Consider the following 17,254-nt stretch of genomic DNA (forward strand, 5'->3'; position numbering starts at 1 on the left):
ACTTCCGGGAACAGAAGGGACACGAGCCTGGATGACCCACCTGGAGAGGTTGACGTGAAGATACGACGCTTCAGCGCCACCGCGTTCGCCGCGGCGCTGCTCATCCCCGGCCTGGCCGCCTGCAACGGCACCGGGACCGGGACCTCCGACGCCTCCGCGACCCCCGGCGCGTCCGCCAGCGTCGCTCCCAGCGCCAGCACGTCCGGCAGCGCGGCCAAGCAGGCGCTGCTCGACTCCACGAACGCCATCCGCGAGGGCAACTTCCGGTTCACCATGTCCGGCGCCGGCTCGACCGCCGAGGGGCAGGTGCACGAGCCCAGCCAGAGCGCCGAGATGCGGATGACGATCGGTGACCCGTCGTCGGACCTGTCGATGAAGCTGGACCTCATCCACGCCAAGCCGGACAGTTGGGTCAAGCTGGAGCTGGGCGGCACCGCCGCGGCCCAGATCCCCGGCGCGAAGAACATCAACACCGGCAAGTACCAGCACCTCGACCAGAACCGGATCAAGGGCAACCGGGCGCTGGGCTTCGACTTCGACAAGGTCGACCCGGCCGGCAGCGCCGTGCTCACCAAGGGCGTCACCGAGGTACGGCAGACCGGCGATGGCGCGTACGCGGGCACCGTCGACGTGTCGAAGGCCGCCGAGGCGGGCTCGCTCGACCCGGCGATGATCACCGCGCTGGGGGCGCAGGCCCAGTCGGTGCCGTTCACCGCCAAGGTCGACCCGCAGGGCCGGCTCAGCGAACTGGTGCTCCAGATCCCGGCCGCCGGTCAGAGCGCCGCGCAGGACATGAAGATCACCTATACCGACTACGGCAACGCCGCCGCGGCCCAGAAGCCGCCCGCCGACCAGGTCGTCGAGGCGCCGCAGGAGCTCTACAAGCTGTTCAACTGAGCGCGACCGTTCGTCGACGCACCCCGGAGGCCGCCGCGCCTGCGGGGTGCGTCACTCCTCGGGGCGCTGCCGGGCGGCGTCGATGCGGGCGCGCGCGCCGTCCAGCCAGCGCTGGCACACGCCCGCCAACTCCTCGCCGCGCTCCCACAGCGCCAACGACTCCTCCAGCGAGGTGCCGCCGGCCTCCAGCCGTTCCACCACCGAGGCCAGCTCGGCGCGGGCCTGCTCGTAGCTGAGCTGCTCGTTCCTCGTCGCTTCAGTCATCGGTCCTCTCTCATCAGCCGTCGACGGTGGCGGTCAGCTCGCCCTCGGCGAGGCGTACCCGAAGTGGATCGCCCTTGGCCACCGCGGACGCCGCGCGGACCACGTGGCCGTCGGCCCGCTGGACGATGGCGTAGCCGCGGTCGAGCGTGGCCGCCGGGGAGAGGGCACGCAGCCGGGCCAGGGTGTGCCGCAGGTCGTCGGCGGCGGCGCCCAGCCGGTGCTCCAGGGACCGGCCGGCGCGGTCGTGCAGCGCGGTGACCTCGGCGGCCCGCTGGTCGACCATCACCTGCGGCCGGGCCAGCACCGGGCGGGAGCGCAGCAGGTCGACCCGATGCTGCTCGCGGTCGACCAGGTGGCGCACGGCCCGCTCCAGCCGCGACCGGGCCTGCCCGATGAGGCGGACCTCCTCGGTCAGGTCGGGCACGATCCGTTTCGCCGCGTCGGTGGGCGTGGAGGCGCGCACGTCGGCCACGTAGTCGAGCAGCGGCGCGTCGGTCTCGTGGCCGATCGCGCTGACCACAGGCGTGCGGCAGGCGAAGACCGCCCGGCACAGCGCCTCGTCGGAGAAGGGCAGCAGATCCTCCAGGCTGCCGCCGCCGCGGGCGATGACGATCACGTCGACCGCCGGGTCGGCGTCGAGCACCTTGAGCGCGCCGACGATGTCGGGCACCGCGCCCGGCCCCTGCACCGCCACGTTGACGGTGCGGAAGTCGACCGCCGGCCACCGGCGGCGGGCGTTCGTCAACACGTCCCGCTCGGCGGCCGAGGCGCGCCCGGTGATCAGGCCCACCCGGCCGGGCAGGAACGGGGGACGCCGCTTGCGCGACCGGTCGAACAACCCCTCGGCGGCGAGCAGCTTCTTGAGCTTCTCCAGCCGGGCCAGCAGCTCGCCCAGGCCGACCTGGCGGATCTCGTCGGCGCGCAGGCTGAGCGTGCCCCGCGCGGCGTAGAACTCCGGTTTGGCGTGCAGCACCACCCGGGCGCCCTCGCGCAGCTCCGGCGCGCCGGCGTCGAGCACGTCGCGGTTGGTGGTGACGGTCAGGCTCAGATCGGCCGAGGGGTCACGCAGGGTGAGGAACACGGTGGCGGCGCCGGGCCGGCGGCTGATCTGCGCCACCTGGCCGTCGACCCACACCCAGCCGAGCCGGGCGATCCACGCGCCGACCTTCTGGCTGACCACCCGGACCGGCCACGGCTCCTCCGACGTGCTCCGGTCCGAGGGCGTGCTCCGGCCCACCTCACCCGCGCTCACGCCGCCCACCCTACGGCCCGGGCCCGACAGCCCGGGGCAGGGTGCTCGCGGCGCACGTACGATGGTCGGGTGACTGATGCGCAGACGACTCCCCGGACCGGCAAGCGCGTGCTCCTGGCCAACCCCCGCGGCTACTGCGCGGGCGTGGACCGGGCGGTGCAGACCGTCGAGGAGGCGTTGAAGCTCTACGGCGCGCCGATCTACGTACGCAAGCAGATCGTGCACAACCGGCACGTGGTGCGGACGCTGGAGGCCAAGGGCGCGATCTTCGTGGAGGAGAACGAGGAGGTGCCCGAGGGCGCCACCGTCATCTTCTCCGCCCACGGCGTCGCGCCCGAGGTCTACGCGCAGGCGAAGGAGCGCTCGCTCAAGGCGATCGACGCCACCTGCCCTCTCGTCACCAAGGTGCACCACGAGGCCCGGCGGTTCGCCCAGCAGGACTACGACATCCTGCTGATCGGGCACGAGGGGCACGAGGAGGTCATCGGCACCGCCGGTGAGGCCCCCGCCCACATCCAGCTCGTCGACGGCCCGGACAGCGTCGACCAGATCACCGTGCGTGATCCGGAGAAGGTGGTCTGGCTCTCCCAGACCACGCTGTCGGTGGACGAGACGCTGGAGACCGTGGCCCGGCTCAAGACCCGGCTGCCGCTGCTCCAGTCGCCGCCGAGCGACGACATCTGCTACGCCACCTCCAACCGCCAGCACGTGGTCAAGGAGATCGCCCCCGAGTGCGACGTGGTGCTCGTCGTCGGCTCGCGCAACTCCTCGAACTCGGTCCGGCTGGTCGAGGTGGCGGTGGACGCCGGCGCCCGCGCCGGTCACCTCGTCGACTTCGCCCACGAGATCGACGACGCCTGGTTGGAGGGCGCCCGCACGGTGGGGCTGACCTCCGGCGCCAGCGTGCCGGACGACCTGGTGCAGGACGTGCTCGCCCACCTGGCCGAGCGCGGTTTCGCCGACGTCGAGGAGATCACCACCGCGGACGAGCGGCTGACGTTCTCACTGCCCCAGGAGCTCAAGCGCGACATGAAGGCCGCCGCGACCCGCGGCTGACCGGGAACGGATCCGCCGCCGACCGCGTCCAACCGACATGAAGACTCCTCGGACGGTGCTCGTCGCCCTGCTCGCCGCTGCCGCGCTGACCGCCTGCGCCGAGCCGGGCGACGAGCCCGCCGGCCCCAGCCCGACGGGAGCCGCCACGGTGACCAGCCAGTCCGACCCCGGTCCCAGCACCAGCCGCCCGGACCCCACCTGGAAGGGCGGCCCGTCGACGCCGCCCGGCGTGGGCGGCACCACCCTCAACGGCACCATCCGCGCCGGGGTCGAGCCGAACTGCCTCCTGCTCGACGACCACCTGCTGGTCGGCGGCCCGCGCGACCTGCTCAAGCCCGGTGCCACGGTGCAGGTCACCGGCCGACCCGAGCCGGGCATGATGACCACCTGCCAGCAGGGCACGCCGTTCGTGGTCGAGTCCGCCCGCCGGGCCTGACCGACCGCCGCGCCGCGCCGCCTGACGGCAGGAGCCCCGCCCCCCGGATGAGGGTGACGGGGCTCCGTCGTACCGGCGGTCAGTCGACCGCGTTGATCTCCACCGAGCCGCGGCCGACGACCGCGCCCTCGACGGTGGTGACGGCCATGTCGCCGTACAGCTCACGGCCCGTCGACGAGGTGGACAGGGCGGTCACCGAACCGGTCAGGGTGGCGGTGGCGCCGTTCGCGAGCGACAGCGGCGTGTTCGGCGCGGCGAGCGAGCCCAGCGCCGGGGACGAGAACGAGTCCCGGTAGTCGTACTCCGTGCCGCCGGCGGCCACCGCGTAGCCCTCGACGACCACCCGGTAGGTGCCGGCGACCGGGTTGGTCAGGGTGACGGCCTCCTCCGAGTCGCCGTCGGCCGACCGGCCCACCTCGGTGGTGCCCCGGAAGACGTACAGGTCCAGGTCGGCGCCGAGGTCGGAGGTGTTGCCGATCCGGGCGGAGAACGACGTGGTCCCGGCCGGGATGTCCACCGTGTATTCCTGGGTGGCGCCCTCGGTGATGGTCGGCCGCTCGGCGCGGACGCTTGCGAGCGGCCCGCCGACGCCGGTCACCTGCACCGGGCCGAACGTGTTGGTCAGCTTCCAGCTCACCGGGGTCGGCGTGCCGGCGGTGACCGACGGAAGCTGGACCACGGCCGGTTCCACCTGCACGCCCTGCACCCGCGCCTGGAGCTGGAACGGGTTGTCCAGCGCCGGCGAGGTGCGTCGCGCCTCCACCTCGATCTCCCAGACGCCCGGGATCGGGTTCTGGTAGTCCCGCTCCTGCGGCTTGCAGGCGGCGGCGTCGGAGAAGTTGGTGTAGCAGGCGGTGCTCGCGGTGCTCTCGACCGGCACGCCGTACGGGTTGATGGCGATGAACCGGGTCTGCGAGCCGGTGGCGATGCCGGACAGGTTGACCTGGAGCGCGCCCGCACCCTGCGGAACCGTCACGAAGTAGGACGTGAAGCCGTTCCGCTCGACCGAGCCGTTCGTCGAGTACGAGTACGCCGGGGCGGCCACCGCGTTCGCGGCGACGACGACGGTGGCGACCTCGAAGTCGACCACGGAGGTGGCCGGGTCGTCGACGGTCATGATCGCGCCGTGCGCGCCGGTCGTCATCGGCTTGGCCTTCACCTTGACCGTGACGGTCTTGTTCAGCGGCAGCCACACCTCCTTGGGGGAGGTCCAGGTGCCGTCGTTGCCGCGGAAGTCGACCAGGTGCCGGATGCCCTTGTTCGGCCCGCTGGTCCGGGTCAGCTCGACCTCGTAGTAGCGGCCCTCCTTGACCGCCTGGCCACCCCGGTCGGCGGCGCAGCGGTTGTAGATGCCGGTGCCGACGTTCGGGTTCGGCACGAACGTGCCGGAGGCCCGGTCGTAGCGGGTCAGGTTCGGCGACAGTTCGGTGCAGACATCGGCCGCGGAGGTGTAGGTGCGGGTCTGCACGCCCTCGGCGAGCAGGTCCCACGCGGCCGGCACGTTGAGCATGCCGTAGCCCTGCGCGTACGTCGGGACGCCCGCGATCGGCTCGGCCGAGGTGTAGACGGCCCGGCGCAGCGCGGCCGGGGTGACCCCGGCGCCGGTCGCCTTCGCCGCCGACAGCAGCAGCGCGGCGGCGCCGGTGGCCTGCGGCGAGGCCATCGAGGTGCCGTTGAGCATCTGGTAACCCGGGGGCAGCGGGTAGCCCGCCTCCGGCACCGGGTTGCCCGGCTGCCACGTCGGCGCGGTGGAGATCGCCGAGCCGGGCGCGGTGATGTTCGGCTTGAAGCCGCCGTCCTCACGCGGGCCGCGGGAGGAGAAGTTGAACAGCGCGTTGTCCTTGCGGACCACCGAGCCGTAGTTGGCCAGCCAGGTGTCCCGGCTGACGTTCGCCGCGACGCTGACCACGTCGGTGGCGACCGAGGGGTCGCCAACGGTGTTCACGCCCGGACCGGAGTTGCCGGCCGAGATGAAGAGCTGCACACCGTAGACGTTGATCAGGTCGTTGTAGAGGACCGCGCGGGCGTTCGAGCCGTCGTTGAGCGCCGGCAGGCCGCCGATCGACATGTTCACCACGTCGACCCTGCGGTTGACCACCAGGTCGACCATGCCGGTGGTGAGCGCGGCGGCGGTGCAGCCGCCGCCCCAGGAACAGGCCCGGGCGGAGACCAGCTTGGCGCCCGGGGCGGCGCCGTCGAAGGCGCTGTTGCCGAGCATGTCGTTGGCGGCGGTGATGCCGGCGACGTGGGTGCCGTGGGTGCTCTCGATGATGCCGATGCTGACGTAGTCGACCAGGCCGGGGCCGCCCACCGGGGTGGTGTCGACGTTGCGCCGGTATTCGACCACGAACGGGATCTGCTCCCGCACGGCCGTGTCCGGGTTGTCCGTGCCGAAGTGGCCGACCTGGAACTTCTCCTTGTACGGCCGCATCACCTCGTCGTCGGTGAAGTCGCGGTTCTGGTTCGCGTCGACGCGGATGTCGCCGTTCGCGGGGTTGTAGAGGATGCCGAACGTGTCGGTCTTGTCCCCGTCGCGGTTGACGTCACCGGCCGGGTCGCTGGCCGCGGTGATCGCCTCGCTGAACTGGTTGAACCGGTAGGTGCCGGCGGGCGCCGTCCAGGTCACGGCCGAGGCGCCGGTGCCGGTGGTGAACGTGGGACCGGCGACCTGGGTGATCATCGGTCGCCAGGAGGCGTCCTCAAGCGGGTCGGTCGCGGTGACCCAGTCGACGATCTTGCGTTCGCCGGTGGTGGTCTTCTGCAACGCCGGCTGGTCCAGGTCGATCCCGGAGTCCATGATGCCGATGGTGACGCCTCGGCCGTCCCACTCCGGGTGCGCGGCCTTGAACGCCTCCGCGCCGGTCTCGTTCGTCGGCATGTACGGGTTGACCGCGCCGGTGTCCGCACCGGGCCCGGCAAGCGTCTCACCCTGCTCGGCGGCCCGCGCGCCGTTGGGGGCGGCTTCCGGCGTCGGGTCGGGGAGCGTGATGGTCTCGTCGAGGTCGACGGCGGCGACGCCGGGCAGTGTGGCGGCCTTGAGCGCCTTGGCCGTCGGCACCTTGGCCAGCACGTAGCCGACCTGGTCGTACCGCTGGCTCACGGTGGCGCCGAGGCCGGCGAGGCCGTCGACGACCTTCTTGGCCGAGCCCTTCCGCGCCGCGATGATCATCGTGACGGTGGGTGCGTGCTTCGCCTCCGCCGCGTCGAGCAGCTTGGCGTCGTGGGCGCCCAGGGCCTTCGCGGCGGTCGGTGGCGAGGGTTGCGGGGCGGCGGGGGCCGCGCTCGCGGTGCCGGCGCCACCCCCGACGGTGATGGCCCCGGCCGCGAGGACCGAGGCGAAGAGCGCGGCGGAGGGGCGCCGACTCCGGTTGAGGGGTTGACTCACGTTCTCTTCCTCCAGAGAACAGGGCCCTTCAGGGGACGGGGCACGTGTGACGCAGATCCTGCGTGGCACGATCAGTCGTGTCACTAGTGGATATAGGTTTGTGACCACTCCGTGACGAGATCGACCGTCATCGTCGTACCTGACTGTGTTAGACGTCGATATCTGCCGGCCGTTCGGCCGATGTGGGCGGCGGGGCCAACAACTCGGGCGCCTGCGGCTGCCGGGGCGCGAGCTCGACCTGCGCCGGAGCGGCCAGCTCGTCGCCGGAGACGCCCAGCTCGGCCAACTTGCGCGCGCTGACCAGCACCCGGGACTCCAACGAACCGACCGCCCGGTTGTAGGCCGTCACCGCCCCGCTCAACGAACTGCCCAGCTTGCCCACGTGGTCGCCGAGCGTGGACAACCGCCCGTACAGCTCGCGGGCCAGCGAGTGCACGGTCGCGGCGTTGCGGGCCAGCGCCTCCTGCCGCCACGAGTAGGCGACCGTACGCAGCAGCGCCACAAGCGTGGCCGGCGTGGCCAGCACCACGTTGCGGGCGAACGCGTGCTCCAGCAACGCCGGATCGCGCTGCAACGCGACGTCGAGGAACGGGTCGGCCGGCACGAACAGCACCACGAAATCGGGGGTCTGGTCGAACGCGGCCCAGTAGGACTTGGCGGCCAGGCTGTCCACGTGCGCGCGCAGGTGCCGGGCGTGCGCGTCGAGCTGGGTGTCCCGCCCGCGCTCGTCCCGCGCCTCCATCGCCGTCAGGTAGGCGTCGAACGGAGCCTTCGCGTCGACCACCACCGTGCGCCCGCCGTGCAGGCGCACCACCAGGTCGGGCCGGACCCCCTGATGCTCGGTGGCGGCGGTGACCTGCTCGTTGAAGTCGCAGTGCTCAAGCATGCCGGCCGCCTCGACGATCCGCCGGAGCTGGTGCTCGCCCCAGCGGCCCCGCACCTGCGGCGCGCGCAGCGCCGCGACGAGCTGCTTGGTCTCGGTGCGCAACTCACCCGAGACGGTGCTCATGGCGCGGACCTGCTCGCGCAGCTCGGCGTATGCGTCGACCCGGTCGTGCTCCAACTCGGCGACCCGCTGCTCATAGCGGCGGAGCGTGTCGTGCAGCGGCGCCACCGCGCGCGCCACCGCCTCCTGGGACTGCGCGGTCGCCTCGTAGCTGAGCGCCCGCATCGACTGCTCCAGCCGCCCCTCACCCGCCCGGGTGGCCGCCAGCGTCGCCTCCAGCCGGGCCACCTCCGCCGCCGAGCGCGCCCGGGCCGCCAGCCAGCCCACCGCGCCGCCCGCCGCGAGGCAGAGCACCACCACGGCCAGGGTCGAGAAGCTCATGCCAGAGAGCTTGCCAAACGGGTACGACGTGCGCGCGGTGGGTACGTTCGAGGTCATGGACGTTGCCCTGTGGCTGTTCCTGGTGCTGATGCTCGGAGGTGCGCTGGTGTTCTGGCGGTGGGGAAGCAGGTCCCGGCGGGCGAACGAGCTGGCGGACGCCCGCGCCGAGGCGCAGCGGTGGTACGAGCGGCTCGGCGGCCAACTGATGAACCTGCACGGCGACGAGCCGGCGGTCCGGCAGGCGCTCGCGGACGCCGGTGAGCGGTACAACGCGGCCGGCTCGCAACTGGAGCAGGCGCGTACCACGCACCAGTTCGCGCTGGCGCGGGAGACCGCGCTGGAGGGGCTGGCGTACATCCGGGCGGCGCGGACGGCGATGGGCATCGACCCGGGCCCGGAGCTGCCGCCGCTGGCGGCTGCCCGCGGCGCCGGCGCGCTCACCAAGGAGCGCGAGGTCGACGTGCAGGGCCAGCGGTTCCGGGCCGGCCCGCAGCCGGGAGCCCAGACGCCCTACTACTATCCCGGCGGCCGGCTCCAGGGCCGGCCGGTGCCGGCCGGCTGGTATTCGACGCCGTGGTGGAAGACCGCGCTCGGCGCGGGCGCCGGGGTGATCGGCGGCATGCTGATCGCGGACGCGCTCTTCTCGCCCGCGTTCGCCGACCCCGGTTACGGCTACGACTCCGGTTATCAGGAGGGGTTCCAGGACGGCTTCGGCGACGGCCAGGACTACGGCGACCAGGGCGGCGCCGTCGTCGGCGGCGACCCGGGCGGCGGGGACTACGCCGGTGGCGACTTCGGCGGCGGCGACTTCGGCGGCTTCGGCGGTGGCGACTTCGGTGGTGGTGACTTCGGCGGCGGCGACTTCTAACCGGAGCCAGGTGTTAAGCGGGGCCCCCGCCTATGCGGAATGCGTTAAGCGGGGGCCCCTCCTTACACCTCAGCCGGTGTTGCGCATGCCGGCGGCGATGCCGTTGACCGTGGTCAGCAGCGCCCGCTCCAGCGCCGTGCCGTCGTTCGGGGCACGCCGGCCGCCCGGCGCGGTGGCCACCGACCGGCCGGCGGCGCCGGACTCGCGATATTGCCGCAGCAACGCCACCTGAAGGTGGTGCAGGGGCTCCAGGTAGGTGTCCCGCACGGCGAGCGTGCGCTGGAGCACGGGCGAGTTCTCCAGCAGGGCCGGCGAGGCGGTCACCGCCAGCACCTCCCGCTTGGTCAGCTCGTACTCCTCCTCGATCTTGGCGAAGATCGGGTGCAGCTTCTTCGGGACCAGGGTCTCCACGTAGCGGCGGGCGATGCTCAGGTCGGTCTTGGTCAGCATCATCTCGACGTTCGACAGGAACGTGCGGAAGAAGTGCCAGTTCCGGTTCATCTCGGCGAGCACGTCGGCCAGGCCCGCCTCCCGGGCGGCGGCCAGCCCGGAGCCCACGCCGAACCAGCCCGGCACGATCTGCCGGGTCTGCGTCCAGCCGAACACCCACGGGATGGCACGCAGGCCGGACAGGCCGGCGCCGGTGTTCGGGCGCTTCGCCGGTCGGGAGCCGATGTTGAGCGCGCCGAGCAGCTCGGTCGGGGTGGACGCCCAGAAGTAGGCCGGCAGGTCCGGATCCTCGACCAGGGACCGGTAGGACCGGAACGCCGAGGCGGACACCACGTCCATCGTCGCGTCCCAGCGTTCCAGCATCTCGGCCGGCTGCCGGGGCGCGGTGTGCAGCAGCGTCGCCTGGAGCACGGCGGCGACGGTCAGCTCCAGGTTCTCCCGGGCCAGCGCCGGCAGCGTGTATTTGTCGGAGATGACCTCACCCTGCTCGGTCACCTTGATCGCGCCGTCGAGCGTGCCGTAGGGCTGGGCCAGGATCGCCTCGTGGGTGGGACCGCCACCCCGGCCGACCGTGCCGCCCCGACCGTGGAACAACCGCAGGTGTACGCCGTGCCGGGCGGCCACGTCGCGCAGCGCCCGCTGGGCCCGGTGGATGGACCACTGGCTGGTGGTGATGCCCGCCTCCTTGTTGGAGTCGGAGTAGCCGAGCATCACCTCCTGCACGTCACCCCGGGCCGAGACGAGCGCCCGGTATGCCGGCAGCGACAGCAGCTCGTCCAGCAGCTCGCCGCCGGAGTCCAGCTCGGCCGGGGTCTCCAGCAGCGGCACGATGCCGACCCGGGCCCGCCCGCTCTGCACGTCGACCAGGCCCGCCTCGCGGGCCAGCACCACGGCGGCGAGCACGTCGTCCACGCCGAGCGTCATCGAGATGATGTACGACTCGATGACCTCGGGGCCGAACCGGTCCTGCGCCTCGCGGATCGCGGAGAACACGTCGAACGTCTTGCGGGCCGACTCGGTGAGTGGGCTGTCCTGGGTGGAGAGCGGCCGGCGGCCGGTCAGCTCGTCGGCGAGCAGCTTGGCGCGCTCCATCCGGCTCAGCGACGGGTAGTCGGACACCTCGCCGACCGCCTCGTAGAGCTGCGCCAGCACCTCGTGGTGCTTCTCGGCGTGCTCCCGGATGTCCATCGTGGCCAGGTGCAGCCCGAACGCGGACACCGTACGGATGGTGGAGGCCAGCCGCCCGACGGCGGTGAGCTGGCCGGAGTTGCGGGCCAGCGAGGCGCGCAGCAGCTCCAGGTCGGCGACCAGCTCGGTCGACCCCCGGTAGTCCCGGCCCGGCACGTGCGGGGTGCCGGAGCGCAGCCGCACCCGGGTGTTCGCGAGCTTCGCCTTCACGCAGCGGGCCTTGAGCCGGTAGGGCTCCTCGGCGTTGACCCGGCGGAACCGGGGCGCCACCTCGGGCAGCGCGTCCAGGTCCTTGGCCAGGCTGGCGGAGAGGTCGAGGGAGACCGCGCGCAGCCGGCGGGAGACGCTGACCTCGCTGATCAGCTCGTCCATCGCCTTCTCGGTGGCCTCGATGCCGTGCTCGTGCTGGATCCGCAGCACCTCGCGGGTGACGGTCGGGGTGACGAACGGGTTGCCGTCCCGGTCGCCGCCGATCCAGGTGCCGAACGACAGCGGGCGGGCCGTCGGCGACGTCTCCACACCGAGGGTACGCAGCGTGTCGGCGAGGTCGTCGAGGACCTGCGGCGCGGCCTCGGCGTGCAGGTCGCGCAGGTAGTAGATGGCGTTGCGGGCCTCGTCGGTCGGGTCCGGCCGGTCGAGCCGCAGCTCGTCGGTCTGCCACATCAGGTCGAGCAGTTCGGCGAGGCGGCGGTTGGCCGGGCCCTCGTCGCTGGCACCGTAGAGGATCGCGTTCGCGGTCTCGGCGTCCAGCTCGTCGGCGACGGCGCGCAGCTTGGACAGGATGGACCGGCGGGCCGCCTCGGTGGGGTGGGCGGTGAAGACCGGGCGGACGGCCAGCCGGCGGGCCGCGGCGGCGATCTCCTCGGCCGGCACGCCGCGCTCGGCGATCGTCTTGGCGGCCTGGTCCAGCCAGCCGCCGTGGGTGGCGCGGCGGCGGCGCAGGTCGCGGGCGCGGTGCACCTGCTCGGTGATGTTGGCCAGGTGGAAGTAGGTGGAGAAGGCGCGGGCCAGCTTCGTGCCGGTGCTGACGTCGAGCCCGGCGAGGCGCTGGGCCGCGGCCGGCGCGTCGGCGCGGACCTGGGCGCGGATCTCCTCGACCAGGTCGAGCAGCGGTCGGCCCTCCTGGCGGGCCAGGGTCTGCCCGAGCAGCGTGCCGAGGCGGCGGATGTCGGCTCGGAGAGCGGCGTCGGGCCCGTCGTGGTCGTGCTGGTCGGTCACGGTGCGCTCCTTACGCGAGGACGAAGGACAGCGCTGTCCGACTCCCCTGGATGGTAGTCGCGTACGCCCCGACCGCAGGAGGGGGACGACGTGATGATCTGCACTCTGGGACGCGCCGGCCGGTCAGCCCTCGGCGTTCCGCGCGCCGGCCGCGTGCCGCCCCGGCGCGGTCCGGGCGGCCCGTCGGCGGGCCCGGAACATGGTGGCGGTGAGCAGCCCGACCAGGCCGGTGACCACCCAGACCAGCAGCCCGGTCAGCGCCCAGCCGCCGCCGCGCCAGTCGAAGTAGATGGCCGACTTGACCAGGTCGGTGGCGAGTCCGGGCACGTTCCAGCGGTGCATGCCGCGCAGGAACGGCGGCAGGAACTCGGGCGCGTAGATGCCGCCGGAGCCGGGGTTGCCGAGCACCACCAGCAGCAGGATCACGATGCCGGTGCCGAGCAGTCCGAGCCACGCCTGCACGGCCGCCGCGACCATCCCGGCCGCGAACGCGGCGAGCGCGCCGATCACCGCGATCGTTCCCACCTTGTGCGGAAAGACGTCGAGCACCGGTCCGACGAGCACCGCGCCGACGAAGCCGAGCAGGATGGAGTGCACCGCGAGCGTGGCGATCCGCAGCCCGGCCCGGCGCAGGTCGCGCGGGCTGGTGCCGAGCGAGATGCCGAGTGCCGTGGACGCCAGGTAGCCGCCGAGCACCACGCCGACCGCCAGATAGAACGGGACCAGGCCGCGCGGGTCGCCGTCGGACACCGGCACCTCGTCGGTGACCTGGAGCGGCACGTCGGCCTGCCGGGCCGCCTCGGTGAACACGTCGGTGACGAGTTCGGTGGCGGCGGGCGCGCCGGCGCTGGCCGTGGCCAGGGTGAGTCCACCGCCGGGGTCCGAGTGCAGCACCGCGTACACCGATCGGTCGTTCAGGCCGTCGACGGCGCGTTCCTGGCTGTCGTACCCGACGGGTTTGATGGTGTCGGTGCGGGCGCGGACGGCCGACATCACGGCCTGGGCCTGCCGGTCGGTGGTGACCACGGCGACCGGCACGTCCTTCGGGTCCGGCTTGTGCAGCGCGCCGACGTAGGCCGCGATGAACGCGCTGGCGAGCGCCAGGGTGCCGAGCACCAGCGCCGCCGTGCGGGGCAGCCAGTCCCGGGTCCGCAGCTCCGGCTCGTCGTCCACGGCCTCAGCCTATGGTCGGAAATCGCTGGTGCGGGCCGATAGCGTCGGATCATGACACCGCCGCGTTACCCGACCAAGCCGCAGCCGGGCGACCGGGTCGCGGTCGTCTCACCCTCCGCCGGCCTGCCAGCTCTCTTCCCCCACGTGTACGAGCTGGGCCTGCGCCGGCTCCGCGAGGAACTCGGCCTGGAGCCGGTGGAATATCCGACCACCCGCGTCATGGGCGCCGAACCGCGCGACCGGGCCCGTGACCTGACCGCCGCGTTCGCCGACCCGACGATCACCGCGGTGCTCGCCACGGTGGGCGGGGACGACCTGATCACGGTCACCCCGTTCCTCGACGACGACGTGTTGCGGGCCAACCCGAAGCCGTACTTCGGCTACTCCGACAACACGAACGTGCTCAACCACCTCTACCGGCTGGGGATCGTCGCTTACCACGGCGGTTCGGTGCTCGTGCACCTCGGCCGGCCCGGTCGGCCGCATCCGCTCACGTTCGACTCGCTGCGCGCCGCGCTGTTCAACCCCGGCTGGTACGACCTGACCCCGGCCGCCGAGTGGGGCGACGAGCCGCTCGACTGGCAGGACCCGGCGACGTTGACCGAGGAACCGCCGATGCTGCCGGGCGAGGGCTGGCGCTGGCACGGCCCGGCCCGGGTGGTCCAGGGTCACACCTGGGGCGGCAACCTGGAGATCCTGCACTGGCTGGCGGCGGCCGACCGGATGCCGTCCGCCGCCGAGTTGGCCGGCTCGGTGCTGGTCATCGAGACCTCGGAGGAGATGCCGCCGGCTCAGGAGGTCTTCCGGATCGTGCGGAACCTGGGCGAGCGCGGCCTGCTCGCCGGTTTCCCGGCCATCGTGGTCGGCCGACCCAAGGCGTGGGACTTCGACCGTCGGTTGTCGGTCGCGGAGCGGGCGGCCTGGGGTGAGGCGCAGCGGGCGGCGATCCTGCGGGCGATCGGGCCGTACGCCGACGACCCGGTGGTGGTCTTCGACGTCGACCTCGGCCACACCGACCCGCAACTGATCATCCCGTACGGCGGCGAGATCCGGGTCGACGCGGTCGAGCGCCGGATCGCGGTGCGCTACTGACCGCGCTGCTCCCGCACGAACACACCGGCGCCGGGTGCGCCCTCGACGAGTCCCCGCGCCTTGAGCCAGTCGATGGCGGAGCGCACCACCTGGCGGGAGACGTCGAACTCGGCGCACAACTCGGTGCCGGAGGGCAGCTTCGCGCCGGGCGGATAGTCGCCGGACTCGATGCGCTCGGTCAGGGTCTCGATGAGGCGTTGCTTCTTGGTATAGGCAGGCATGGGTCGACTCCGTGGCAGGTGCACCCATGTGATCACGGCGGACGACGGAGCGTCAATCAAATGTGGTCGCAGGTATTGACCTGGCATGACAGGTAGTCGTAGGTTGTATGGGGGTGGCCGTGGCAGGTCCCCCTTGATCCATAGGGCGGCCCGGGGTGGAGGTGGCACTCCGCTCCCCGGGCCTTGACCGGGAAGGAAGCCCCGGCCCATGAGCAATCTATCGAACACCGCCCACCCGCCCTGGTGCCTGCGTGGCCCGGACTGCGCCGGCCCCAACGGCCTGCACTTGTCCCGCCTCGTCGGCACGGCGGTCCGGGGCGACGAGGTGATCCAGGCCGGAGTCGGCCTGTGGCGGATGGATGTCGGCCCAACGCCGCCGTCTGGCCTGCTGTTGGAGTTCTCCGCAGGTGAGGACGTCGAGCGGTGGCCGATCGACCTGCCCCAGTCCCGCGCGCTGGTCCGCGCGTCCCAACACCTGCTCCGCCACCTGACCCCCGCCGCAACCCGTGCCGCCTGACCGCCCCCGCCCCCGCCCCCGCCCCTGTCCCGCCACCGGCTCGGTGGAACGCCGTGGGTGTTTCGGCCCTCGTTTGGCACCCGTGGCGTTCCACTCGTCGTCGCGGAGCGCCGGGGGTGGAACGTTGTGGGTGTCTCGGTGTCTGTTTCGCGCCCGTGGTGTTCCATCTGCCGTTGGCCGGCGGGCAAGATCCACACCAGTTCGGCGAGGTGGTGGGGTCGGGGGGCGGTTGATCGTGCCACTTCGGCGAGATGGAGTGGATCTTGGGGTCAGTGGGTCGGCCGGGCTCGGCATGCCGGAGTGGCCGCCACTTCGGCCCGCAAGCCGTGCTGCCTGACCGCCTCCGCCCCTGGCCCGCCATCGGCTCGGTGGAACGCCATGGATGGATCGGCCGGTTGACACCCGTGGCGTTCCACTCGTCGTCCTGAATTGTCAGGGGTAGAACGTTATGAGTGTCTCGGCCCTTACTTGACACCCATGGCGCTCCACTCGTCGCCTCAGGGTGTCGGGGGTGGAACGTTATGGGTGTCTCGGTGCCTGTTTCGCGCCTGTGGTGCTCCATCCGCATTGGCCGGCGGGCAAGATTCACACCGGTTCGGCGAGGTGGTGGGGTTGGCGGGTGGTGGATCGCGCCAGTTCGGCGAGGTGGAGCGGATCTTGTGAGCCGGCCGCACCGCGGATGTCGGCCCGTGGGAGCGGGCGCCGGTTCGGCGAGGTGGTGCGCCGGGAGTGCCGTGACCGCACCACTTCGGCGGGGGTGGGGTCGCTCCGGTGCAACGTGGGCAGGGGGTCAGACGACGGCGAAGGCGCGGACCGGGAAGGTGCCCATGCCGGCCACCCGCGGCGGGGCGGCGGTGAACCGGAAACCGGCCGGCGGCAGCGCATCCAGGCCGGTCAGGTGCTCCACGATCGGGATGCCGGCGGCCAGCAGCGCGGAGTGCGCCGGGCGCTCGCCGGCCGCTGCCGGGGTCATGTCGTCGATGTTGATCGAGTCGATACCGACGAGCGTGGCACCCGCCGCGACCAGCCAGGACGCGCCGTCACAAGTCAGGAACGGCGCGTCCGGAGCGGCGTACCTGTCGGTGCCGAAGTGGGTGTCCCAACCGGTGTGCAGCAGCACGGCCCGCCCGGCCACCTCGTAGGGGGCGAGCAGCAGCCGGTCCACCGCCCGGGTGCCGGCGGGTACGCGCACCACCACGCCGGGCAGGTCGGCCAGCCGGTCCAGGCCGACCCCGCTCAGGTCGGCCCCGTCGGCGTAGCGGTGCGACGGCGTGTCGACGTACGTGCCGGTGTTGGCGATCATGTCGATCCGGGCGACGTGGAACTCGACGCCCGGCGCGTACCGCTGACGGGACGCCTCCCGGGCCAGCCACTCGGTGATCCGGGGCGCCGGCCAGCCGGGCAGCGTGACCATGCCGTCGCCGATCACGTGGTTCAGTTCGACGAGACGCCGCCCGGCGGTGGCCGGGGGGTCGACGCCGCGCCCGCCCTTGTGCGGCTCGGCCACCACGCTCCGGTTGCGGATCCGCACCTCACCGACCATGAGCAGCCCGAGGTGCCGGACGAGCAGCGCGGCCAACTCGTCGTCGGTGACCTCGGGGCCGGGCACATCGAGCCGGAACCCATCGGTGCGCAGTCCGCCGCCGTTGACAAATTCCACCTCGGCGTCGAAGACCGCCCGATACTCGCCCATGCCACCACGCCACCACGCCCCCTCCACCCCGTCAAGAAGTGCCGCTGATTCACGGAAAGAGTGCTTGTCCGCGAGCGGGAGGCAACGCTTTCCGTGAATCAGCGCGCATCGTGCCGTGAGTCAGCGCGCGCGTCCGGGGGAGGGGTGGGAGGGGATAAGGTCGGGGGGTGCACCCCCCGTCCGGCTGGACGCGGGGTCGTCGTCGTGTCAAGCGCTG

At 72.5% G+C, this 17,254-nt stretch carries 14 protein-coding genes; 6 read left to right on the top strand and 8 right to left on the bottom strand.

All coding sequences use genetic code 11. The annotated features are described in order from the left end of the window. Nucleotides 1-54 precede the first annotated feature (54 nt). Nucleotides 55-897: a hypothetical protein gene (locus tag O7619_RS08420; protein ID WP_282286797.1), complete on the top strand. Its 843-nt coding sequence runs from the start codon at nt 55-57 to the stop codon at nt 895-897. Nucleotides 898-948: 51 nt separating this feature from the next. On the opposite strand, the gene O7619_RS08425 is transcribed toward O7619_RS08420, so the two are convergent. Next, nucleotides 949-1,161: an exodeoxyribonuclease VII small subunit gene (locus O7619_RS08425; protein WP_281584939.1), complete on the bottom strand. Its 213-nt coding sequence runs from the start codon at nt 1,159-1,161 to the stop codon at nt 949-951. Between the two features lie 13 nt (nt 1,162-1,174). After that, on the bottom strand, nt 1,175-2,413 hold the full coding sequence (gene xseA, locus O7619_RS08430) for an exodeoxyribonuclease VII large subunit (protein WP_282286798.1): 1,239 nt from the start codon (nt 2,411-2,413) through the stop codon (nt 1,175-1,177). Between the two features lie 69 nt (nt 2,414-2,482). Here xseA and O7619_RS08435 point away from each other — a divergent pair, with 69 nt between their 5' ends. Both O7619_RS08435 and O7619_RS08440 read left to right on the top strand, forming a co-directional pair. Next, the gene (locus tag O7619_RS08435; RefSeq protein WP_282286799.1) at nt 2,483-3,469 is read left to right on the top strand and encodes a 4-hydroxy-3-methylbut-2-enyl diphosphate reductase; all 987 of its coding nucleotides are present in this window, start codon (nt 2,483-2,485) and stop codon (nt 3,467-3,469) included. Between the two features lie 37 nt (nt 3,470-3,506). Continuing rightward, nucleotides 3,507-3,905 (top strand): hypothetical protein, encoded by a 399-nt coding sequence (locus tag O7619_RS08440; RefSeq protein WP_282286801.1) that lies wholly within the window; start codon nt 3,507-3,509, stop codon nt 3,903-3,905. Nucleotides 3,906-3,984: 79 nt separating this feature from the next. Here the strand turns inward: O7619_RS08440 and O7619_RS08445 are convergent, their stop codons facing one another. Continuing rightward, on the bottom strand, nt 3,985-7,290 hold the full coding sequence (locus O7619_RS08445; protein ID WP_282286802.1) for a S8 family serine peptidase: 3,306 nt from the start codon (nt 7,288-7,290) through the stop codon (nt 3,985-3,987). 148 nt (nt 7,291-7,438) lie between these two features. Further along, complete coding sequence (locus O7619_RS08450) at nt 7,439-8,617, bottom strand: DNA recombination protein RmuC (protein WP_282286803.1); 1,179 nt, start codon at nt 8,615-8,617, stop codon at nt 7,439-7,441. Between the two features lie 55 nt (nt 8,618-8,672). Between O7619_RS08450 and O7619_RS08455 the strand changes: the two genes are divergently transcribed. Beyond that, nucleotides 8,673-9,485, top strand: coding sequence for a hypothetical protein (locus O7619_RS08455; protein WP_282286804.1), 813 nt, complete (start codon nt 8,673-8,675; stop codon nt 9,483-9,485). Between the two features lie 69 nt (nt 9,486-9,554). On the opposite strand, the gene ppc is transcribed toward O7619_RS08455, so the two are convergent. Both ppc and O7619_RS08465 read right to left on the bottom strand, forming a co-directional pair. Then, nucleotides 9,555-12,341 (bottom strand): phosphoenolpyruvate carboxylase, encoded by a 2,787-nt coding sequence (ppc, locus tag O7619_RS08460; protein WP_282286805.1) that lies wholly within the window; start codon nt 12,339-12,341, stop codon nt 9,555-9,557. A 123-nt stretch (nt 12,342-12,464) separates the two neighbouring features. Next, complete coding sequence (locus O7619_RS08465; RefSeq protein WP_282286806.1) at nt 12,465-13,514, bottom strand: hypothetical protein; 1,050 nt, start codon at nt 13,512-13,514, stop codon at nt 12,465-12,467. A 51-nt stretch (nt 13,515-13,565) separates the two neighbouring features. Between O7619_RS08465 and O7619_RS08470 the strand changes: the two genes are divergently transcribed. Continuing rightward, nucleotides 13,566-14,606 (top strand): S66 peptidase family protein, encoded by a 1,041-nt coding sequence (locus O7619_RS08470; RefSeq protein WP_282286808.1) that lies wholly within the window; start codon nt 13,566-13,568, stop codon nt 14,604-14,606. Here the strand turns inward: O7619_RS08470 and O7619_RS08475 are convergent. Further along, complete coding sequence (locus O7619_RS08475; RefSeq protein WP_281584929.1) at nt 14,600-14,827, bottom strand: winged helix-turn-helix domain-containing protein; 228 nt, start codon at nt 14,825-14,827, stop codon at nt 14,600-14,602. The two genes, O7619_RS08470 and O7619_RS08475, sit on opposite strands and share 7 nt — an antisense overlap. A 208-nt stretch (nt 14,828-15,035) precedes the next feature. Between O7619_RS08475 and O7619_RS08480 the strand changes: the two genes are divergently transcribed. Further along, nucleotides 15,036-15,344 carry a hypothetical protein gene (locus O7619_RS08480; protein WP_282286811.1) on the top strand — a complete coding sequence of 103 codons (309 nt, stop codon included), beginning with the start codon at nt 15,036-15,038 and terminating at the stop codon, nt 15,342-15,344. A gap of 790 nt (nt 15,345-16,134) precedes the next feature. On the opposite strand, the gene O7619_RS08485 is transcribed toward O7619_RS08480, so the two are convergent. Beyond that, nucleotides 16,135-17,037 (bottom strand): cyclase family protein, encoded by a 903-nt coding sequence (locus O7619_RS08485; protein WP_282286813.1) that lies wholly within the window; start codon nt 17,035-17,037, stop codon nt 16,135-16,137. Between the last annotated feature and the right edge of the window lie 217 nt (nt 17,038-17,254).

The organism is Micromonospora sp. WMMD998 (assembly GCF_029581235.1).
Taxonomy (GTDB): domain Bacteria; phylum Actinomycetota; class Actinomycetes; order Mycobacteriales; family Micromonosporaceae; genus Micromonospora.